Below are 20,525 nucleotides of genomic sequence, written 5' to 3'. Positions count from 1 at the left end.
CCTGACTGAGACTCGTTTGATTCAGATTTATTCCGAATTTAACTCTTAGGAACAGGCCTCGCTAAGCGAGGCCTTTTTTATTCATGAAATTTATAGACGAAGCACGTATTGAAGTGATTGCCGGGCAAGGTGGTGCCGGAAGTGCATCTATGCGCCGTGAAAAGTTTATTGAATTCGGTGGTCCGGACGGCGGCGATGGCGGTAAAGGCGGTAGCGTTTGGGCTACAGCAGATCGCAACATCAATACTTTGATTGATTACCGCTACGCAAAAACACACACTGCAAAAAATGGTGAGCCTGGCCGTGGTGCTGATTGTTATGGCCGTGCTGGCGATGACATTGAGCTGCGCATGCCTGTTGGCACCATCATTTCTGACTATGAAACTGGTGAACCAATTGCCGACTTAACTACGCATGGCGAACGTCTTTGCTTGGCGCAGGGTGGTGTTGGTGGTTGGGGCAATATTCACTTCAAGAGTAGTACTAATAGAGCGCCACGTCAAAAGACGAACGGCAAACCCGGTGAGCGCCGTAAATTGAAATTGGAACTCAAGGTATTGGCTGACGTCGGTTTGTTGGGTATGCCTAATGCGGGTAAATCAACATTGATCACTGCCGTTTCAAATGCGCGTCCAAAGATTGCGGATTATCCATTTACAACCCTGCATCCAAATCTGGGTGTGGTGCGTGTTGGCGCTGAGCGTAGTTTTGTGATTGCTGATATTCCTGGTTTGATTGAAGGTGCGGCTGAAGGTGCTGGCTTGGGCCATCGCTTCTTGCGCCATTTGCAACGCACGGGTGTGCTTCTCCACTTGGTCGATATCGCTCCATTTGATGTGAACGTTGATCCGGTGGCTGATGCCGTGGCGATCGTGAATGAGTTGCGTAAGTATGACGAAGCCTTAGTTGAGAAACCACGTTGGCTGGTACTAAATAAAGTCGACATGATCCCTGAAGAGGATCGCAAAAAGGTTGTTGCTGACTTTGTGAAAAAGTTCAAGTGGAAAGGTCCTGTATTTGAGATTTCTGCTTTGACTGGCATGGGTTGCGATAAGCTTTGCTACTCTTTACAAGATTATTTAGATTCTATTCGTCGTGACCGGGATGATGCTGATGAGCGCGCTCAAGATCCTCGCTATCAAGACCAGCTAGAAGATAAAAAACCAGATTAAATATTCCATTTACTCTTTGCTATGAACGCTAAAAAAACTCAACGGATTGTTGTCAAAGTAGGATCTAGCCTTGTTACCAATAATGGTGAAGGTTTAGATCATGCTGCGATTGCTATGTGGGCCGAGCAAATGGCAATCCTATTAAAGGCTGGCCATGAAGTGTTGATGGTGAGCTCAGGTGCAATTGCCGAGGGTATGCAACGTTTGGGATGGACTAAGCGTCCACAAGAGATCCATCAGCTACAGGCAGCTGCTGCAGTTGGCCAGATGGGTTTGGTGCAGGTTTATGAGAGTTGTTTTGCGCGCTTCAATTTGCGTAGCGCCCAGATCTTGCTGACGAATGCGGATTTGGCTGATGCCGAACGAAATGCCAATGCTAGAGCCACTCTAGATACGTTATTGAAATTAGGTGTTGTTCCAATCATTAACGAGAATGACACAGTAGTTACAGATGAAATTAAGTTTGGTGACAATGATAGTCTTGCTGCATTGGTAACCAATTTAATTCATGCAAATCTCTTGGTTATATTGACTGATCAAGGCGGTTTATTTACTGCAGACCCACGTCATAATCCTAATGCCACATTGTTGGTGGATGCTATTGCTGGCGATCCTGCCTTAGAAAAAATGGCTGGTGGTGCAGCAAGCGAGCTAAGTAAAGGTGGAATGCTCACAAAGGTATTGGCCGCCAAGATTGCTGTGAAGACTGGTGCAGCAACGGTAATAGCTTCTGGACGTGAGCCTAATGTGTTGACGCGTTTATTAGCCGGCGAGAAAATTGGTACGCACTTAAGTGCAGACTAGTTTTTAATTAATTTCCTGGAATATTAAAGGAGTTGGTTGGTTTCTGCCCCCCTATAAAGCCATTAGGATTTAGAGAGCTCAAAATAGTTTGGATACTCTTTTCTTGATTGTTGAAGTTGCAGAATGCGCCTTGAGCTAGGGAGGCTTGATAGCGATTTGGGATATTGCTTTGAATTGCGCGCCAGGTAGATAGAGGATTTTCTCTCCAGACCCCATTTTCTAAAGTGCCATACAGACGCCACTGAAATGAATCGCAGCGAATGCCTTCGTATTGAGTTTGCACATTACCGCCAGGACTTTTCATAACGACTATATAGCGAGTTACTCCATCTGTTCCTATGAGTATTGAGTCTGTATCCACGGCAAATTTGAAAATCGTGTGTTGAGATACGTAAAAAGGCACTAGAGTCACTTGGTTGGGTGGATTCAGTGGCATTGTAGTTGTGCCCTCTTTAAATACCATTGGCGCAAAAGGATCTACGCCGCTAATCAGGGCATCTCCAGCGCATGCGGACAAGGCGATGCCAAAAATAGCGCCGCAGAAGTAAGGTAAGGTGCGTTTCATGAGAATCTTCATTTGGATTAGTCTTTTGGGTTTTCATCCTTATGGTGGTCATGGCGTTCACCGTAAAAGGACTGAATTAAATCGAGAGGAGATCCCCAGGCAAGCTGCTGCATACGCATTCCGCGTGATAGGTAGCGTGCCAATTCGGATAATGCAAGTTGATACACTTCGCGTTTGAAGCCAATAACGGCATCTAATTGAATCCAAAATGGAACCCAGCGCCATGCATCAAACTCAGGATGCTCTGAGGCGCGTAGTTGGATATCGCTATCTAAACCAACTAGACGCAAGAGAAACCAGATTTGTTTTTGTCCGCGATAGGCAGCGCGGTGTACGCGGGCGGAGTTTTGGCGGCGCAGGTATTCCTCAGGGACGTCGTAGCGAAGCCAATCCCTGGTGCGTCCAATAATTTGGACATGCTCCGGCAGTAAGCCAACCTCCTCATGCAATTCGCGGTACATAGCCTGTTCAGGGCTCTCACCATGCTGAATCCCACCCTGTGGGAATTGCCACGAATGCTGCCCAACGCGTTTTCCCCAGAAAACCTCGTTACGGCTGTTGAGGAGGACAATGCCGACATTCGGGCGATACCCTTCACGGTCAAGCATGATCGTGCCTCAAATCCTTTAAAATCAACGATTTGATTATATCCATACATGAAAGCCTCACAATCATTTCTCGCCACGCTAAAAGAAGCCCCCTCCGACGCTGAGGTGGTTTCACACAAGCTTATGGTGCGCGCAGGATTAATTCGCAAGCTCAGCGCAGGCGTCTACAACTATTTACCGCTGGGCTTGAAGGTGATTCGCAAGGTGGAAAACATCATTCGCGAAGAAATGAACCGTGCTGGCGCCATTGAGTTGCTCATGCCGATGATTCAACCTGCCGAATTATGGCAAGAAACCGGTCGCTGGGAAAAGATGGGTCCCGAGTTGCTCCGCATCAAAGATCGCCATGATCGCGATTTCTTAATTCAGCCAACTTCTGAAGAAGTGATTACGGATTTGGCTCGCAATGAGATTAAGAGTTACAAGCAGTTGCCAGTCAACTTTTATCAAATCCAAACTAAGTTCCGCGATGAGCGTCGTCCTCGTTTTGGCATCATGCGTGGTCGTGAGTTCAGCATGAAAGATGCTTACTCATTCGATCGTGATGTTGAGGGTCTCAAGAAGTCTTACCAAATCATGTTTGATGCATACACTCGCATCTTCAAGCGAATGGGTCTCCAATTCCGTGCAGTAACTGCTGATAACGGCGCCATTGGCGGATCTGGCAGTCAAGAGTTCCACGTGATTGCCGATACAGGTGAAGATGCAATTGTGTATTGCCCTAATTCTGATTACGCGGCTAATTTGGAAGCGGCGGAATCAGTTGCTTTGATAGCCAGTCGTGCTGCAGCTTCAGCGGCAATGAGCAAAGTTCCAACGCCTGATAAAACCAATTGCGCTGATGTCGCTAAGTTCTTAAATGTTCCGCTTGAGTCCACTATCAAGTCCTTGCTATTTGCTGTCGATCAAGAAAACGGACCAGCAAAGCTGTTTATGTTGCTGGTGCGTGGCGATCATGAGCTCAATGAAGTGAAGGCTAGCAAGATTCCTGGAATGGCCGAATCTCGTTTTGCAACAGAAGCAGAGATTAAACAAGCTTGTAATGCGCCTGCGGGCTACTTGGGCCCTGTCGGTGTGAGTGCTGATGTGACTGTTGTTGCTGATCGTACGGTTGCCAATATGGCAGATTTTGTTTGTGGTGCGAATGATGCTGGCCATCACCTCACCGGTGTGAACTGGGGTCGTGACTTACCTGAGCCTTTGGTTTTGGATATTCGGAATGCGGTTATTGGTGATCCTTCTCCTGATGGCAAAGGTGCTGTTGATATTTGCCGCGGCATTGAAGTTGGTCATGTATTCCAATTAGGAACACGTTATTCGGAAGCAATGGGTTGCACTTACTTGGATCAACAGGGTAAAGCTCAGTCAATGGTGATGGGTTGTTACGGCATCGGTGTGACACGTTTGCTTGGTGCAGCAATTGAGCAGGGGCATGATGACAAGGGCATTATTTGGCCAATCTCGATGGCCCCATTTGAAGTGGTGATCTGCCCCATGGGTTACGAAAAATCAGAGGCAGTGAAAGCTGCGTGCGATCAATTGCATGATGAGCTATTGGCTGCAGGTGTCGACGTGATTTTGGATGATCGCAATGAACGTCCAGGCGCGATGTTTGCTGACTGGGAGCTTATTGGTGCGCCTTTCCGAGTGGTGATTGGCGATCGTGGTTTGGCAGATTCTTTAGTGGAATTCAAAGGTCGTGCTGATACTGAATCCCAAAACATCGGGCTGACGGAGATTAAGGCGAAAGTCATTGCTGCAGTACAAGCTGCGAAAAAAGCTATTGTTTAAGCAATCGATCGCTTAAGCCATCTCTTAAATTAGCTTTTATATTTAGTTATTTCTTAAAGAGTCCGCCAATACCCTTGGCGGCTCCTTTTGCAGCCATGGTGGCCATGGTGCGCGCCATTTTTCCGCCCTTGAATTGCTTCATCATGGTTTGCATTTGCTCGAACTGTGCGAGCAGGCGATTGACTTCTTGCACTTCCACGCCAGAGCCCGCTGCAATTCGACGCTTGCGACTGGCTTTGAGTAATTCGGGTTTTCTGCGCTCTTGAGGCGTCATGCTGTCAATAATTCCACGCATGCGCGTGGTCTGTTTATCGGCATTACTTAAATTAGTTTTGGAAGCCGCATGTGCTATTTGACTTGGCAACTTATCCATCAGGCTAGCCATGCCACCCATCTTTTGCATCTGCATGAGTTGATCGCGGAAATCCTCAAGATCAAATCCGCCTTTAGAAATCTTGTTGGCTAATTTTTCGGCTTTAGCAACATCGACATGCTGCTGAGCTTGCTCAACCAAGGCAAGGATATCTCCCATTCCCAGGATGCGGTTTGCCATGCGCTCGGCATCAAACGCTTCTAGACCATCCATCTTTTCGGCGACGCCGATAAATTTAAGTGGTACACCAGTGACTTGGCGAACTGAGAGGGCTGCACCACCACGGGAGTCACCGTCTAACTTAGTCAGAACCACGCCAGTTAGTGGCAGCGCTTCGTGGAAAGCTTTAGCGGTATTCACGGCATCTTGGCCGAGCATCGCATCGACTACGAATAAGGTTTCAATTGGGTTGAGGCTGGCATGCAAGGTTTTGATTTCTTGCATGAGCGCTTCATCAATACCAAGACGACCTGCGGTATCGACTAAGACAACATCAAAGTAGTGGCGACGAGCCCAATCAAGGGCAGCTAGCGCAATGTCATTGGGTTTTTGACTAACATCGCTTGGGAAAAATTCAGCGCCAACTTGCTTAGTGACTGTTTCTAATTGCTCAATCGCAGCTGGGCGATATACGTCGCAAGAAACCGTGAGCACCTTCTTTTTCTTTTTCTCTTGCAACCATTTTGCTAGTTTGCCAACAGAAGTAGTTTTACCCGCACCTTGTAAACCAGCCATCAAGATCACTGCAGGTGGCTGAGTTGCTAAATTGAGTTCACCACTTTGATTGGTGTCGCCCATCATCACTTGGGATAGCTCACGCTGAACTACGCCAACAAGGGCTTGCCCTGGACTTAAGCTTCCAACCACTTCCTCGCCAAGGGCTTTAAATTTAATTTGCTCAAGCAAAGACTTCACCACTGGAAGTGCTACGTCAGCCTCCAATAGGGCTAAACGGATTTCCCGCAGCATTTCTGCGGTATTGGCTTCAGTAAGGCGGGCTTGGCCCCGCATTGTTTTAACAACGCGAGATAGGCGGTCGGTGAGGTTTTCTAGCATTTATCGATTAGACTTTCCAGATGGATATTTTAGGTTACTCAAGTTACGGATGGCTTCCTTCTGCACTTTATTTGGCGCTTTTGCTGGTTTTAAGCTTCAAAGCCAAGAGCGGCGTGGAGTCTAGGTTCTCAATAGCCATGGTGCAGGCCGCTATTTTTGTAATTTTGGTGATTCACGGGGTACAGCTTCACGACTCTGTCTTCACTCCTGAGGGCTTTGTATTTGGTTTTGCGCAAGATTTATCCTTAATTGCATGGGTTGGCCTAGCCTTTTATTGGTTCCAATCTTGGTTTTTGCCCATCTCCAGTCTGCGTTGGATGGCTTTAATGTTTGCGCTTATTTGTGCATTCCTTCCCAATCTATTTCCCGGAGTCTTAATTTCGCCTAAGGCAGTTTCAGACCCCTGGTTCAAAGGTCATTTTGTTGTGGCGACGGTTGCGGTGGGCTTGTTGAGTTTGGCTGCTATGCACGCCATGCTCATGAGCGTGCAAGATCGTGCCTTGCATCGTCAGTTGGCTATTATTCCAAATAGTCGTTTCGCGCATTGGTTGGAAGATCTTCCGCCATTAATGACGATGGAAAGTCTCCTATTCAACCTACTCTACGTTGGTTTTGCATTGCTAAGCTTGACGGTCTTCTCCGGTTTGCTCTTTTCTCAAACTCTGTTTGGTAAGCCGTTGGTGTTTGATCACAAAACGATATTTGCTTTGGTCTCGTGGGTTTTGTTTGCGGGATTGCTTTTGGCTCGCTGGCGAGTAGGTTTGCGCGGTAGAGCTGCAATTCGTTGGGTATTAAGTGCTTACACAGCATTACTACTTGCTTATGTAGGCAGCCGTTTTGTGCTTGAAGTTATTTTGCAAAGAGCGTAATTCTTGTTTAAGTGGCTTTTATTAATTGTAGGCGCTGGCCTTGTATATCTTTGGATTAAAGGTAAAAAGCAGGCTAAGCTCAATGCTGAAAATCCGCCAGAACCCAGTAAAGATAAGCCTAAGAAGGCTGCCGATCCCGAGGTCATGGTGCAGTGTCAATATTGCAAAGTGCATCTTCCGCAACCAGAAGCAATTGCTTATGACGATCGTTTCTACTGCTCGAAAGAGCATCTGCATGCCCTCGATTCTGACGGCTGGATTGGTAATGCATATTGGCGCATTTCACCTAACCAAGATAGTAGGCCTGAAAATATTCAACCAGATCTTGCGGTAATTCATCACATTAGTCTGCCACCTGGCGAATTTAGAAAGCAGGATTCCAGCGCATATATCGTAGATTTTTTTCAAAACAAGCTAGACCCAAATCAGCACCCTTATTTTGGGGAAATTGCCGATCAAAAAGTATCAAGTCATTTTTTGATTACACGCTCCGGATCGTTGGTGCAGTTCGTATCTACTCGCAAGAAAGCTTGGCATGCTGGAGTTTCTGCATTTCTTGGTAGAGAAAAGTGCAATGACTTTTCGATTGGGATTGAGCTAGAGGGTGATGGCGATACACCATTTGAGGCCGCTCAATACCAGACCTTAACAAACCTCATTCAAAAATTGACAAGCTCATACCCTTGTTTGCAATTTGCTGGACACAGCGATATCGCCCCTGAGCGTAAAACAGATCCTGGAAGACATTTTGATTGGAAAAAGTTCCAAAAAGAGACAGGAATTTCTGCCAAAAAACTGCCCTTCGGTTTGGATTCTCGATAAGGTATTTTTGTATGTGAGCGTCCGCTTACTTTTGCAGCCTTTGTCTAAAAAGGGCTAAAAAATCCGCACCAAAATGAGCCAAAAATAACTAGAAAAGTTAGTAAAAATACTAGTAAATATTTGTCATAAATAGCTTACCAAATACTAAATATTTCCCTATACTTAGTGCCTAATGCACTTCAAGACACTAGATGTAGTGTTTGAATCCAGCAATACCCCATTGTTTTTTAACGATATTTTGTCCAAATAACTCTATATATAGACGCAGGAGCAACATGACATACGCTAATCCACAGACAGCAGACCAATCCTCTGGTGTTAACAACCCAGGAATGACTCCTGCAGGGGCAATGAATCAAGCCCCTTCCGCCGGCTTTGTGGCTGGTGGTGTTGGTGGCACTCAGGCAACGCAATTGTCTGATTACAAAATCATTCGCCGCAACGGTTCCGTTGTTGCATTTGAACCATCGAAAATTGCCATTGCAGTAACCAAAGCATTTTTAGCGGTTAATGGTGGTCAAGGTGCTGCATCTGCACGCGTACGTGAGCAGGTTGAGCAATTGACGCATTCTGTTGTGCGCGCATTATTGCGTAGCCGTCCAAACGGTGGCACTTTCCACATTGAAGATATTCAAGACCAGGTTGAGTTGGCTTTGATGCGTAGTGGTGAGCACAACGTTGCTCGTGCCTATGTTCTTTATCGTGAGAAGCGTAACCAAGAACGTGCTGCTCAACAAGAAATTTCACAAGAAGCACAATCCGCGAATCAGGCTGGTGAGTCTGGCATCAAAGTGACGGATAACGGTGTTGAGAAGTGGCTTGATATGGCTGCTTTGCGCACGGTAATTGAGGCTGCTTGTGAAGGACTGGGCACGCATATTGATGCAACCCCAATCATCACTGAAACCATTAAGAATTTGTATGACGGCGTACCAATGGCTCAGGTCTATGACTCTGCGATCTTGGCATCCCGCACGCTGATTGAAAAAGATCCCGCATACAGCCAAGTAACTGCACGCATTTTGATGCACGTGATTCGTAAAGAAATCTTGGGCAAAGAAGTATTGCAAGGTGACATGCAGGCTGAGTACAGCACCTATTTTGCCAAGTACATCAACGAAGGTATTTCTGCTGAATTGTTAGACCCACGCATGCGTGAGTTTGATTTGCCACGCCTAGCCGCAGCCTTGAATGCAAGTCGTGATTTGCAATTTAACTATCTCGGTTTGCAGACTTTGTATGACCGTTATTTCTTGCACATTGAAGACCGTCGAATTGAGATGCCACAGGCGTTCTTCATGCGCGTTGCAATGGGCTTGGCTCTGAATGAGTTGGATCGCGAGCGTCGTGCAATTGAGTTCTATGAAATCCTTTCTACATTTGATTTCATGTCCAGCACACCAACATTGTTCAATTCAGCTACAACACGTCCACAGCTCTCTAGCTGCTACTTGACCACTGTAGATGATGACCTTGATGGCATCTACGAAGCATTAAAAGAAAATGCTTTGTTGTCTAAGTATGCCGGCGGCTTGGGTAACGACTGGACTAACGTTCGTGCGTTGGGAAGCCATATCAAAGGTACTAACGGTAAATCACAAGGTGTTGTGCCATTCTTGAAAGTGGTGAATGACACTGCCGTAGCTGTTAACCAAGGTGGTAAGCGTAAGGGTGCGGTTTGCGCCTACTTGGAAACATGGCACTTAGATATCGAAGAGTTCTTGGAGTTGCGTAAGAACACAGGTGACGATCGTCGTCGTACCCATGACATGAATACTTCCAACTGGATTCCTGACTTGTTTATGAAGCGCGTTATGGAAGGCGGCGATTGGACTTTGTTCTCCCCATCCAATACGCCTGATTTGCATGACAAGTTTGGTAAAGCTTTTGAAGAAGCTTATGTTGCTTATGAGCAAAAGGCTGATCGTGGTGAGTTGAAGCCATTCCGCCGCATTCCAGCGCAGCAATTGTGGCGCAAGATGCTCGGCATGTTGTTTGAAACTGGCCACCCATGGATCACATTTAAAGATCCTTGCAACATCCGTAGCCCACAGCAGCACATTGGCGTAGTTCACTCATCTAACCTCTGTACTGAGATCACACTTAATACTAATGAGAGCGAAATTGCAGTTTGTAACTTGGGTTCTGTGAACTTAACCGCTCACATGACAACTGATGCCAACGGCAAGATGATTTTGGATCACGAGAAGCTTCAAAGAACAGTTCGCACTGCAATGCGTATGTTAGACAACGTGATTGATATCAACTACTACGCAGTAGCTAAAGCTCGCAACTCCAACTTGAAGCATCGTCCGGTTGGTATGGGCATTATGGGCTTCCAGGATTGCTTACATATGCAGCGTATTCCTTACGCAAGTGATGAGGCAGTAAAGTTTGCAGATTCTTCTATGGAAGCAGTTTGCTACTACGCTTATCAAGCATCCAATGAGTTGGCTGAAGAGCGCGGCGTTTACAGCACATACAAAGGTTCATTGTGGGATCGCGGTATTCTCCCGCAGGATTCGGTAGCGATGCTAGCAGCTGAGCGCGGCGGTTATGTAGAAGTAGACAACTCCTCCACTATGGACTGGAGTGGTTTGCGTGCGCGTATCAAGCAACACGGTATGCGCAATTCAAACTGCGTAGCTATTGCGCCAACGGCAACGATTTCCAACATTATTGGCGTTTCTGCATGTATCGAGCCAACATTCCAGAACTTGTTCGTGAAATCTAACCTTTCCGGCGAATTTACGGTGGTAAACGAGTATTTGGTGCGTGATTTGAAAGATCGTGGCCTCTGGGATGAAGTCATGATTGCTGACTTGAAATACTTTGACGGTACTTTATCCAAGATCGACCGCATTCCACAAGATTTGCGTGATTTATACGCAACAGCCTTTGAGGTTGAGCCAACCTGGTTGGTTGAAGCGGCTTCTCGTCGTCAAAAGTGGATTGACCAAGCGCAGTCATTGAATATCTACATGGCCGGCGCATCTGGCAAGAAATTGGATGACACCTATAAGTTGGCTTGGTTGCGTGGTTTGAAGACAACCTACTATCTCCGCACAATGGCCGCTACTCACGTTGAGAAATCTACCGTTGCTAGTGGTCAGTTGAATGCTGTTTCTAGTGGCGGCGGTGTCAATGGCACCGATGCAGCTGCTTCAGGTGCGGCTGGTGGAATTGAGGCGGATGGCCCAGTGTGCACAATGCGCCCAGGCGATGCAGGATTTGAAGAATGTGAAGCATGTCAATAAGTCATTCGCTTATTGGCTATAAATAGAAGAATTAGGAGAGAGTTATGTTGAATTGGGAAGAGGAAGTTGCTCCAGCACTAGCAAAAGCTGGTCTTGCGCCGCAGCCGGTTGCAGTGGAGCCACAACGTCCACAGCCAGATCAAGTTGCAATAGCAGCACCACAAACTGCTGCGCCTGCACCAGTAGCGGCAGCTAATTTAGCTGGTGGTGCGTCTTTACGTGTAAATGCCGCTGACAAGCGCGTCATTAATGCCAAGACTGACGTAAATCAGTTGGTTCCATTTAAGTACAAATGGGCTTGGGAGAAGTATTTGGCGGGTTGTGCAAACCACTGGATGCCACAAGAGATCAATATGAATCGCGATATCGCGCTTTGGAAAGATCCAAATGGACTAACAGAAGATGAGCGCCGCATTATTAAACGCAATCTTGGTTTCTTCACAACGGCTGATTCTTTGGCCGCAAACAATATTGTTTTGGGTACTTATCGCCACATTACCGCCCCAGAGTGCCGACAATACCTATTGCGCCAGGCTTTTGAGGAAGCGATTCACACCCATGCTTACCAATATATTGTGGAATCTTTAGGCTTAGATCAGTCCGAAATCTTCAATGCGTACAACGAAATTGAGTCAATTCGCGCCAAAGATGAGTTCTTGATTCCATATATTGATGTGCTTACCAACCCAAATTTTAAGACTGGGACTCTTGAAGCTGACCAAACATTGCTCCGTTCACTCATTGTTTTTGCTTGCGTGATGGAAGGTTTGTTCTTTTATGTTGGTTTTACGCAAATACTTGCGATGGGCCGTCAAAACAAAATGACGGGTGCTGCTGAGCAGTATCAATACATCCTTCGCGATGAATCCATGCACTGCAATTTTGGTATCGATTTAATTAACCAAATCAAGCTGGAGAACCCGCAGTTATGGACTTCCGCGTTCAAAGACGAGATCAAATCGATCTTCGAAAAGGCGGTCGAATTAGAGTACCGTTATGCTGAAGATACGATGCCTCGCGGAGTGCTCGGATTGAATGCTCCGATGTTCAAAGGGTACCTAAGATACATTTGTAATCGCAGATGTTTGCAAATAGGACTTGACGCGATGTTCCCAAATGAAGAGAATCCATTTCCATGGATGTCAGAAATGATTGATCTGAAAAAAGAACGAAACTTTTTTGAGACACGCGTTATTGAGTATCAAACCGGCGGTGCGCTTAGTTGGGAGTAGTGAGACGGAAGTAAAGCGCACAACTGGCTAAATAGGAGATTAGACGGTTGGATAGTTTTAGAAGTCAGCAAAACCAGACTCAAATCCGAAAACCCTTGCTCAAGGGTGCCTGGGCTATTCTCTCTATTTTTTCCAGCACATTTAAGAAGCCGTTGTCCTTCGGGGCCGCGGCTTTTTTTCCAGGATTCATTAGCGTGCAGCACTTAGCATCAAGCCGCGCGCCGATGAATGGCTCGCTCGTCAGATCCAAAAGGTTGCAAAACCAGGCGGAAATGAGTGGTCGGGTCTTCTTAATGTAGTTTGTACTAATCCTCACGTGAAGGAGCATTACTATGGCAACTGCCAAGAAAAAACCTGCTGCAAAGAAACCAGCTGCTAAGAAAAAAGTAGCTGCAAAGAAACCAGCTGCTAAAAAAGTAGCTAAGAAGCGTCCTGCTGCTAAAAAAGCTGCTGCTAAAAAGCCTGCTGCTAAAAAAGTAGCTAAGAAGCGTCCTGCTGCTAAAAAAGCTGCTGCTAAAAAGCCTACTGCTAAAAAAGTAGCTAAGAAGCGCCCTGCTGCTAAAAAAGCTGCTGCTAAAAAGCCTGCTGCTAAAAAGCGCGTAGCAAAAAAAAAGTAAGTAAGCCTGCTGCGAAGAAAGTGGGCTCTGCTGTAAAAAAGCCCGCGGCTAAGAAAGCTGCACCAGCGACTAGTGCGTTGAATCCTGCTGCTGCTTGGCCCTTCCCAACTGGCACACGTCCTTAATCAGACGGGTGTTACTAGAAGGGGTCTCTCACGAGACCCCTTTTTTTATTTCTTCAACCAGAACGACTCAAGCTTGAGTCAAAGGTTGCTTAGAAGCTAAAGCCAAACGCAGCTTTAAATTGGCTGGCAATCTGATCTTTGCTTAATTGGTGATTTTGTGGTCCTTGATGGGTAATTTTGATTGATCCCATGAGGCTTGCCAGGCGTCCAGTGATCTCCCAGTCCATGCCATTTTCTAATCCATAGAGTAGGCCGCCGCGGAATGCATCACCGCATCCAGTTGGATCAACCACTTTTGCTGCTGGTACTGGCGGAATTGCGATGCATTTGCCATCAACATAGATGTCGGCCCCTTCAGCACCTTTGGTAACAATCAGCGCCTTCACTCGCTCAGCAACTTTTGCCAAGCTCAACCCTGTTCTTTGCGAAAGCATTTCGCCTTCATAGTCATTTACGGCTAAGTAGCTCGCGATATCGACCAGTTCAAGCAACTCTGGACCATTGAACATCGGCAAGCCTTGGCCTGGATCAAAGATAAATGGAATATTGGCATCGGCCAATTGATGGCAGTGCTCCCACATACCTTGACGACCATCGGGGGCGACAATCCCTAACTTTGCCGGGCCTTTGGCGTTTTTACTGCGCTCGGCAACAACTGCAGAAACCTGATTTAGGTGTGACTCGCCCATTGCGCCAGGGTGGAAAGCGGTAATTTGGTTATTCGCCTGATCAGTGGTGATCATGGCTTGGGCGGTAAACGCATTTTCAATCTGGCGAATATGGCTCGCATCAATCTTGAGTTGATTAAGGCGATTCATATACGGCGATGCATCGCCGCCAACAGTAGCCATGATGATAGGGTCGCCGCCCAAAAGCTTGAGGTTATAGGCAATATTGCCTGCGCAACCACCGAATTCACGACGCATTGTTGGAACCAAGAAGGCTACGTTCAGAATATGAATCTGCTCGGGCAGTATTTGATCGGCAAATTTGCCTTCAAAGTTCATGATGGTGTCGTAGGCAATAGAGCCACAGATCAAGCTAGCCATAAATTACTTTCTTTTATAAAAAATGAGGGGATAAGTGTGATGATGAATGGATTTAAGGGTACAGCACCCGCACGCGATAACCTGCAGCATTTGCTGGCAAAGAAATAGGCAATTCAATTTGCAAAACCTCGCCAGAAGGCACTCCCTCTTTTAAAAAATCAGGATGAGTCTCCTGCCAAGTTTTGGGAAGCCATTCTTGCGGAGTAAATTGCAGAGATTTGATTTCAGATTCTTCTGCATCAGTCAAAGTAATTTCTAAATTTGGCGGTAAAACTGCAATAGCAAGACGATTTTGTATCTCAACTTGCAGCATAGATTGATTTGTAACGTTTTTAAGGCCTTCTTGCACGTTTTCTGGTGAAAGTGTGGCTGAAGTTATTTTCCAGGCGGCAAAATCGCTTACAGCGCGATCTAGGCATCCTAGTACGCGACAAAGTTTTGCATCTATACGCTGTAAAACAGAAAATGAATTTACTAAATAAGAATTTGAAGTGCCATCAACGCGTGGCGCAAGCGCTGGAAGAAATGAATTTCTTGAGAGATGCTCTCCAAAAGCTAGTAAGAGCAGCAATAAGCCAGCGTATAGGACTAATTTAAAACTTTTTTTTTGAGCGGATGGAGTAAAAGTAGTATTGGTAGCACTTTGCTTGTCTTGATTGAGGGTGCCATGCAAGCAAACCCAACCTTCACTCTCTTTCCAGACAGAAAGCGTGAGCCATTGACTGTAAGTAGCAATCACCTCTTCAGCTTGGCGGGCAAGTACACCCGATAAAACAATGCGTCCACCTGATTTCATCTTATTTACCAGCGCAGGAGCAAGCACTTGCAGAGGGTTGGCCAAAATGTTGGCCATAACGATGTCGTATTTGGTTTCAGCAGCAAGTTCAATTGCACCTTCATTTGGTAGAACAAAACGAATGGTGGTGTTATTGATTGCTGCATTGTTACGTGCTGCAACCATGGCTTGTGGGTCGATATCGGTACCAATAACAGGATTGCAACCTAACTTGGCTGCAGCAATAGCTAAGATTCCTGAGCCGCAACCGTAATCCAAAAGGCTCTGGTTCTGAAGATTCTTTTGTTGCTCTAGCCAAAGCAAACATAAATGGGTGGTGGGATGACTTCCTGTGCCAAAGGCAAGCCCTGGGTCAACAGCTAGACAAATCGCACTTGTATCGGTTGGCGCATCGTGCCATGAAGGTACTACCCAAATGCGTTCACCAATTTGAATGGGTGCAAATTGACTTTGAGTTAGCCGAACCCAGTCTTGCTCTTCAACAGTCTTTTCTTGGGGAGGCGCTAAGTTAAAACCCGCTTCTTTTAAGGAAGCAAGCAGCTCCGGGATAAATTCTGCGCTGCCAGAAGGGTCAATCTCAGGATTAAAGAGAGCAGTTACTGCAGATCGATCCCAAGCTTGTACTTCTGGTGAAAGTCCTGGTTCTCCATAGAGGGGATTTTCATCGTATCCACCGGCAGCATCATCTTCGACGGTAACGGATAGGGCGCCCAAGTCTAAAAGCGCGTCACCCAAAGGTTCAGCGGTTTCGGCTGCTACCGTGAACACCAGTTCACGATAAGACATGGGACGCTCGCATTAATTAGGATTTGCCGCGACTTGCAGCTTGCTCTTCTAAGCGATGCTCCAAGTAGTGAATGCTGGTTCCGCCTTCCATGAAGTTGGGATCCAACATTAATTCACGATGGAGTGGCACATTGGTCGTGATGCCATCAATCACCATTTCGGAGAGGGCAATTTGCATACGGCGAATAGCTTGCTCGCGGGTATTGCCGTAAGAAATCAATTTACCAATCATGGAGTCGTAGTTGGATGGCACTACGTAACCACTGTATGCATGTGAATCGACGCGAATACCGGGACCACCTGGCATATGGAATGAACCAATTTTGCCTGGGCTTGGGGTGAATTTGAATGGATCTTCGGCATTTAAGCGGCACTCGATGGCGTGTCCGCGGAAAACAATGTCTTTCTGGCGGTAGCTGAGTTTGAGACCAGCAGCAATGCGAATCTGTTCTTGAACAATATCCACGCCAGTGATCATTTCGGTAACTGGATGCTCTACCTGAACACGGGTGTTCATCTCAATAAAGAAGAATTCACCGTTTTCGTATAAGAATTCAAATGTACCAGCGCCGCGATAACCAATCTTGCGACAAGCTTCGGCGCAACGTTCACCAATTTTGGCGATTAAGCGACGATCGATGCCGGGAGCCGGAGCTTCTTCGATGACTTTTTGGTGGCGACGCTGCATGGAGCAATCACGCTCACCCAACCAAATGGCATTGCCATGAGTATCAGCAAGAACCTGAATCTCTACGTGACGAGGTTTCTCTAAAAACTTCTCCATATAGACTTCTGGATTGCCAAAAGCGCGTCCAGCTTCTTCACGTGTCATATTGACAGCGTTAATGAGGTGGGCCTCAGTGTGTACAACACGCATACCGCGACCACCACCACCACCAGCGGCTTTAATGATGACGGGATAACCAACCTTTTTAGCAGTTGCAAGAATTTCTTTTGGATTATCGGGGAGTGCACCCTCAGAACCAGGAACGCAAGGCACGCCTGCTTTAATCATGGCGCGTTTAGCAGAAACCTTGTCACCCATTAAGCGAATGGATGCTGCTGTAGGTCCGATAAATGCAAAACCAGATTTTTCTACACGCTCTGCGAAGTCGGCATTTTCAGAGAGAAATCCATAACCAGGATGGATCGCTTCAGCGTCAGTTACTTCTGCCGCAGAAATAATCGCGGGCATATTGAGGTAGCTTAATGGAGATGGCGCCGGCCCAATGCATACAGCTTCATCGGCAAGCCTCACATACTTTGCTTCTTTATCTGCGGTGGAATACACCACAACAGTTTTAATTCCCAACTCGCGGCATGCGCGTTGGATGCGGAGAGCAATCTCTCCCCGATTGGCAATCAGAATCTTATCGAACATGTCGGCTCTGAGTTAAGTAATGGTGGATTGGAATAGACCCAAGAGGATCTATTAGGCAATGATGAAAAGAGGCTGGTCAAACTCAACACCCTGACCGTTTTCACAGAGGATTTCTTTAATCACACCTGCTTTTTCAGATTCGATCTCATTGAGTAGTTTCATCGCTTCAATGATGCAAAGAGTTTGACCTACTTTGACGGTATCGCCAATATTGACGAAGTTTGGTGATTCAGGATTTGGCGCGCGGTAGAAAGTGCCAACCATTGGAGACTTCGCAACAAAACCAGTTTCAGCAGCAGGTGTCTCAACAGCTGCTGCTGGAGCAGGTGCGCTGGCAGTTGGCGCAGCTTGGATGGCTTGTACGGGCGCTGGATTGGCGTAAACCACCTGGCCAGCTGGAGCTGGAGATCCTGCGTTTACGATGCGAACGCGATCTTCACCTTCATTTACTTCCAACTCTGAAATACCTGACTCAGAGACTAAGTCGATCAAGGTTTTTAGTTTTCTCAAATCCATGTGAGTGCTTCCTCTCTTGTGATTCTTTAAATAGATTTACTTCTTTAAGCGTGTAATTGCTGCTTGCAGTGCTAATTCATAGCCAATGGCGCCAAGTCCACAAATAACTCCAGTCGCAATATCAGATAGGTAGGAGTGTTTGCGGAATTCTTCACGCTGGTGAATATTTGATAAATGGACTTCAGTAAATGGAATGGCTACACCAGCCAATACATCGCGTAGGGCAACGCTGGTATGTGTGAAGGCACCTGGGTTGATGATGATGAAATCAACCCCATCTTGTTTGGCCTTCTGAATCCGGTCGATTAACTCGCCTTCATGATTGCTTTGAAAGGTATTTAGATCAACAGATTGCTCTTTAGCTAGCTCACCTAGCTTTTGATGAATGTCTTCTAGGGTTGTTTTGCCGTAAATGTCGGGTTCACGACTGCCCAATAGATTTAGGTTTGGGCCTTGAATTACGAGAATTGAAGCTTTTTTCGACATAGATCCCTATTTTTAGAGGCAGTTAATCGTTAATTGACGATTTGGACTTTAAGCCATACATACAACTTCATGCTCTATTGCTTATGTGGGAAAGTATACCTTTATAAGGTCACTACAAGGCCAAAAAGTTGCCCTAAAAATAGGAATTTTCGAAACTTTTAAGTGCAAATACTGAAAAATATTGTTTTTATTGCCTGAAATTGAGGCGGAATAAATTTAATGTTTTTGCATTAAAACTCAATAAAAATCTCTATAAAGCAGATTTAATAGCATTTCTTAGCTCATCTTCGCTTATCTTGCCCAATTTGCTATAGCTAGATTTCCCTTTGGCATTAATGATGATGGTGTAGGGGAGGGCGCCCTGGGCATTTCCCAATTGCTTAGAAAGATTGCTGCCCTGCAATCCACCAATCATGATCGGATAGCTAACCGGGGTTTTTTCAAGAAATTCACGAATATTAGAGGGTGAATCAATGCCGATGCCGACAAATAAGACATTTTGCTTTAAAAACTCTTGTTGCAATTTATCTAAAGTAGGCATTTCTTCAACGCAAGGGGGGCACCAGGAGGCCCAAAAGTTCACAACCAGGACTTTTTCTTGCCATGCTTGGGTATTGGCTGCTTTTCCATCTGGAGTTTGCCAGGGGTTTTCAAGAAACGCTTTTACGGCAAGGTCGCTAGCTAAACCAGTTTTGTAAATCCATTGCGAAGTAAGAACTCCTGAAACTAGTGCCAAAAGACTAATTACGACGATGATGATCCATTGTTTGCGGTTCATTACAGCTCCTTCGCTAAAATTCGTAAATGCATATACATATCTTGGGCATTTGCGGTACTTTCATGGGCGGCATTGCTGCAATCGCCAGACAAGCTGGACACCGCGTTACTGGTTGCGATGCTAACGTGTATCCACCAATGAGTACGCAGCTTGAAGCTCAAGGCATCGAACTGATTGAGGGATTTTCACCCGATCAATTATCTCAGTTTGAGACCATGCCTGATTTATTTGTAATTGGCAATGTGGTTTCTCGCGGCAACCCTTTAATGGAGGCAATTCTCAATAAAGGTTTGCCCTATATTTCTGGTCCGCAATGGTTGGGTGAACAAGTTTTATACGGAAGACATGTTCTAGCGGTTGCCGGCACACATGGCAAGACAACCACTTCAGCCATGTTGACTTGGATTTTGGAATTCAATGGTTATAAACCTGGGTACCTGATTGGTGGGGTGCCTTTGAACTTCACGGTATCTGCGCGCTTAGGTGAGAGTAAATATTTTGTGATTGAAGCAGATGAATACGACACTGCATTTTTCGATAAGCGAAGTAAGTTCGTTCACTACCGACCACGCACTGCTTTATTAAATAATTTGGAATTTGATCACGCAGACATCTTTGCGGATCTTGCTGCAATTGAAACCCAGTTTCATCATCTGGTCCGTACGGTTCCGGGCGATGGTTTATTGGTGGTAAATGGCGAAGAACCTGCTTTAGCAAGTGTCATTGCGCGTGGTGCGTGGGCTCCTGTAGAGCGCTTTGGCCAAGAACTTACAAATGAATGGTCTTTAATCTCACAAGAGAATGACGGTTTTATTGTGCGCAAAGCTGGCAAAGAAGTGGCAACTGTAAAGTGGGCAACTGATTCAGGCGTCATGGGTCGACACAATCAACTAAATGCTCTCGCGGCAATTGCTTCTGCCAATCACATTGGTATTTTTCCTGCAGATTCTGCGCGTGCGTTGGCAGAGTTCAAGAATGTAAAGCGTCGTTTAGAAACCATTGGCGTTGCAAATGACATTACGGTCTACGACGACTTTGCGCATCACCCAACTGCAATCACCACAACCGTTGATGGTTTACGTCGTCGCGTTGGTAAAGCGCGCATCTTGGCTGTACTGGAACCACGTTCAAACACAATGAAGCTTGGTGTGATGAAGGCTCAGCTTCCTGGAAGTCTTGAGGTAGTCGATAAAGTATTTGCTTATGGTGCAAACTCAGGAAAAGAGTCGTTGGGTTGGGACTTGGCTGAGGTTTTATCTCCACTTAACACAAAAGAGCAGGGTAAAGCACGGGCTTTCGATGATCTTGAAGCTTTAGTCAAAGCTGTTATACATGAAGCTAAGCCAGGCGATCATATTTTGGTTATGAGTAATGGTGGGTTTGGTGGCGTGCATCAAAAACTATTAAAAGCCATTTCGGCAAAGTAACAAAATATAGAAAGC

General features: G+C 46.1%; 17 protein-coding genes and 2 pseudogenes. 9 read left to right on the top strand and 10 right to left on the bottom strand.

Annotated features, from left to right (window positions below; translation table 11 throughout):
• Window positions 1–83: 83 nt before the first annotated feature.
• Entirely contained in the window at window positions 84–1,172 is a 1,089-nt protein-coding gene (obgE, locus tag ICE93_RS00875) for a GTPase ObgE (RefSeq protein ID WP_216184567.1), read from the top strand.
• 21 nt (window positions 1,173–1,193) lie between these two features.
• Window positions 1,194–1,970, top strand: a pseudogene (gene proB / locus ICE93_RS00870) (glutamate 5-kinase); the annotation flags it as partial.
• Window positions 1,971–1,983: 13 nt separating this feature from the next.
• Here the strand turns inward: proB and ICE93_RS00865 are convergent.
• Together ICE93_RS00865 and ICE93_RS00860 are read right to left on the bottom strand one after the other, a co-directional pair.
• Window positions 1,984–2,541 carry a CNP1-like family protein gene (locus ICE93_RS00865; RefSeq protein ID WP_255554423.1) on the bottom strand — a complete coding sequence of 186 codons (558 nt, stop codon included), beginning with the start codon at window positions 2,539–2,541 and terminating at the stop codon, window positions 1,984–1,986.
• 17 nt (window positions 2,542–2,558) lie between these two features.
• Window positions 2,559–3,149 carry an RNA pyrophosphohydrolase gene (locus ICE93_RS00860; protein ID WP_216184561.1) on the bottom strand — a complete coding sequence of 197 codons (591 nt, stop codon included), beginning with the start codon at window positions 3,147–3,149 and terminating at the stop codon, window positions 2,559–2,561.
• A 48-nt stretch (window positions 3,150–3,197) separates the two neighbouring features.
• On the opposite strand from ICE93_RS00860, the gene ICE93_RS00855 reads away from it, so the two are divergent.
• Window positions 3,198–4,940, top strand: coding sequence for a proline--tRNA ligase (locus tag ICE93_RS00855; RefSeq protein ID WP_216184559.1), 1,743 nt, complete (start codon window positions 3,198–3,200; stop codon window positions 4,938–4,940).
• Between the two features lie 46 nt (window positions 4,941–4,986).
• Here the strand turns inward: ICE93_RS00855 and ffh are convergent, their stop codons facing one another.
• A complete protein-coding gene (ffh, locus tag ICE93_RS00850; RefSeq protein ID WP_216184557.1) occupies window positions 4,987–6,369 on the bottom strand; it encodes a signal recognition particle protein in 1,383 nt (460 codons plus the stop codon).
• A 20-nt stretch (window positions 6,370–6,389) separates the two neighbouring features.
• On the opposite strand from ffh, the gene ICE93_RS00845 reads away from it, so the two are divergent.
• The 5 genes from ICE93_RS00845 to ICE93_RS00825 all read left to right on the top strand — a co-directional run bounded on the left by ICE93_RS00845 (window position 6,390) and on the right by ICE93_RS00825 (window position 13,166).
• Complete coding sequence (locus ICE93_RS00845; protein ID WP_216184555.1) at window positions 6,390–7,238, top strand: inner membrane protein YpjD; 849 nt, start codon at window positions 6,390–6,392, stop codon at window positions 7,236–7,238.
• Between the two features lie 3 nt (window positions 7,239–7,241).
• Window positions 7,242–8,060, top strand: a complete 819-nt coding sequence (gene ampD, locus ICE93_RS00840; RefSeq protein ID WP_255554421.1) for a 1,6-anhydro-N-acetylmuramyl-L-alanine amidase AmpD — start codon at window positions 7,242–7,244, stop codon at window positions 8,058–8,060.
• A 332-nt stretch (window positions 8,061–8,392) separates the two neighbouring features.
• Window positions 8,393–11,317 (top strand): ribonucleoside-diphosphate reductase subunit alpha, encoded by a 2,925-nt coding sequence (locus ICE93_RS00835; protein WP_370624617.1) that lies wholly within the window; start codon window positions 8,393–8,395, stop codon window positions 11,315–11,317.
• A 44-nt stretch (window positions 11,318–11,361) separates the two neighbouring features.
• Window positions 11,362–12,549 carry a ribonucleotide-diphosphate reductase subunit beta gene (locus ICE93_RS00830; protein WP_216184551.1) on the top strand — a complete coding sequence of 396 codons (1,188 nt, stop codon included), beginning with the start codon at window positions 11,362–11,364 and terminating at the stop codon, window positions 12,547–12,549.
• Between the two features lie 332 nt (window positions 12,550–12,881).
• A complete protein-coding gene (locus tag ICE93_RS00825) occupies window positions 12,882–13,166 on the top strand; it encodes a histone H1-like repetitive region-containing protein (protein WP_304609340.1) in 285 nt (94 codons plus the stop codon).
• Between the two features lie 214 nt (window positions 13,167–13,380).
• Here the strand turns inward: ICE93_RS00825 and ICE93_RS00820 are convergent, their stop codons facing one another.
• The 7 genes and pseudogenes from ICE93_RS00820 to ICE93_RS00795 all read right to left on the bottom strand — a co-directional run bounded on the left by ICE93_RS00820 (window position 13,381) and on the right by ICE93_RS00795 (window position 19,083).
• Window positions 13,381–14,340, bottom strand: coding sequence for a carbohydrate kinase family protein (locus tag ICE93_RS00820; protein ID WP_216184549.1), 960 nt, complete (start codon window positions 14,338–14,340; stop codon window positions 13,381–13,383).
• A gap of 52 nt (window positions 14,341–14,392) precedes the next feature.
• Window positions 14,393–14,911: a DUF3426 domain-containing protein gene (locus ICE93_RS11355; RefSeq protein ID WP_255554668.1), complete on the bottom strand. Its 519-nt coding sequence runs from the start codon at window positions 14,909–14,911 to the stop codon at window positions 14,393–14,395.
• A 90-nt stretch (window positions 14,912–15,001) separates the two neighbouring features.
• Window positions 15,002–15,922, bottom strand: a pseudogene (gene prmA / locus ICE93_RS11350) (50S ribosomal protein L11 methyltransferase); the annotation flags it as partial.
• A 16-nt stretch (window positions 15,923–15,938) separates the two neighbouring features.
• Complete coding sequence (accC, locus tag ICE93_RS00810; protein ID WP_216184545.1) at window positions 15,939–17,303, bottom strand: acetyl-CoA carboxylase biotin carboxylase subunit; 1,365 nt, start codon at window positions 17,301–17,303, stop codon at window positions 15,939–15,941.
• 51 nt (window positions 17,304–17,354) lie between these two features.
• Complete coding sequence (gene accB / locus ICE93_RS00805) at window positions 17,355–17,819, bottom strand: acetyl-CoA carboxylase biotin carboxyl carrier protein (RefSeq protein WP_216184543.1); 465 nt, start codon at window positions 17,817–17,819, stop codon at window positions 17,355–17,357.
• 36 nt (window positions 17,820–17,855) lie between these two features.
• Complete coding sequence (aroQ, locus tag ICE93_RS00800) at window positions 17,856–18,305, bottom strand: type II 3-dehydroquinate dehydratase (protein WP_216184541.1); 450 nt, start codon at window positions 18,303–18,305, stop codon at window positions 17,856–17,858.
• Window positions 18,306–18,555: 250 nt separating this feature from the next.
• Entirely contained in the window at window positions 18,556–19,083 is a 528-nt protein-coding gene (locus tag ICE93_RS00795) for a TlpA disulfide reductase family protein (RefSeq protein WP_216184538.1), read from the bottom strand.
• 26 nt (window positions 19,084–19,109) lie between these two features.
• Between ICE93_RS00795 and mpl the strand changes: the two genes are divergently transcribed.
• Window positions 19,110–20,510 (top strand): UDP-N-acetylmuramate:L-alanyl-gamma-D-glutamyl-meso-diaminopimelate ligase, encoded by a 1,401-nt coding sequence (gene mpl, locus ICE93_RS00790; protein ID WP_216184535.1) that lies wholly within the window; start codon window positions 19,110–19,112, stop codon window positions 20,508–20,510.
• Window positions 20,511–20,525 lie beyond the last annotated feature (15 nt).

Source organism: Polynucleobacter sp. MWH-HuK1, assembly GCF_018881815.1.
In the GTDB taxonomy this organism is placed as follows: Bacteria; Pseudomonadota; Gammaproteobacteria; order Burkholderiales; family Burkholderiaceae; genus Polynucleobacter.
This window is presented reverse-complemented; position numbering and strand designations above follow the sequence as displayed.

Coding starts and splice junctions, on each gene's coding strand:
- obgE (WP_216184567.1), top strand. CDS start 84: ATGAAATTTATAGACGAAGCACGTATTGAAGTGATTGCCGGGCAAGGT.
- ICE93_RS00865 (WP_255554423.1), bottom strand. CDS start 2,541: ATGAAACGCACCTTACCTTACTTCTGCGGCGCTATTTTTGGCATCGCC.
- ICE93_RS00860 (WP_216184561.1), bottom strand. CDS start 3,149: ATGCTTGACCGTGAAGGGTATCGCCCGAATGTCGGCATTGTCCTCCTC.
- ICE93_RS00855 (WP_216184559.1), top strand. CDS start 3,198: ATGAAAGCCTCACAATCATTTCTCGCCACGCTAAAAGAAGCCCCCTCC.
- ffh (WP_216184557.1), bottom strand. CDS start 6,369: ATGCTAGAAAACCTCACCGACCGCCTATCTCGCGTTGTTAAAACAATG.
- ICE93_RS00845 (WP_216184555.1), top strand. CDS start 6,390: ATGGATATTTTAGGTTACTCAAGTTACGGATGGCTTCCTTCTGCACTT.
- ICE93_RS00835 (WP_370624617.1), top strand. CDS start 8,393: ATGACTCCTGCAGGGGCAATGAATCAAGCCCCTTCCGCCGGCTTTGTG.
- ICE93_RS00830 (WP_216184551.1), top strand. CDS start 11,362: ATGTTGAATTGGGAAGAGGAAGTTGCTCCAGCACTAGCAAAAGCTGGT.
- ICE93_RS00825 (WP_304609340.1), top strand. CDS start 12,882: ATGGCAACTGCCAAGAAAAAACCTGCTGCAAAGAAACCAGCTGCTAAG.
- ICE93_RS00820 (WP_216184549.1), bottom strand. CDS start 14,340: ATGGCTAGCTTGATCTGTGGCTCTATTGCCTACGACACCATCATGAAC.
- accC (WP_216184545.1), bottom strand. CDS start 17,303: ATGTTCGATAAGATTCTGATTGCCAATCGGGGAGAGATTGCTCTCCGC.
- accB (WP_216184543.1), bottom strand. CDS start 17,819: ATGGATTTGAGAAAACTAAAAACCTTGATCGACTTAGTCTCTGAGTCA.
- aroQ (WP_216184541.1), bottom strand. CDS start 18,305: ATGTCGAAAAAAGCTTCAATTCTCGTAATTCAAGGCCCAAACCTAAAT.
- ICE93_RS00795 (WP_216184538.1), bottom strand. CDS start 19,083: ATGAACCGCAAACAATGGATCATCATCGTCGTAATTAGTCTTTTGGCA.
- mpl (WP_216184535.1), top strand. CDS start 19,110: ATGCATATACATATCTTGGGCATTTGCGGTACTTTCATGGGCGGCATT.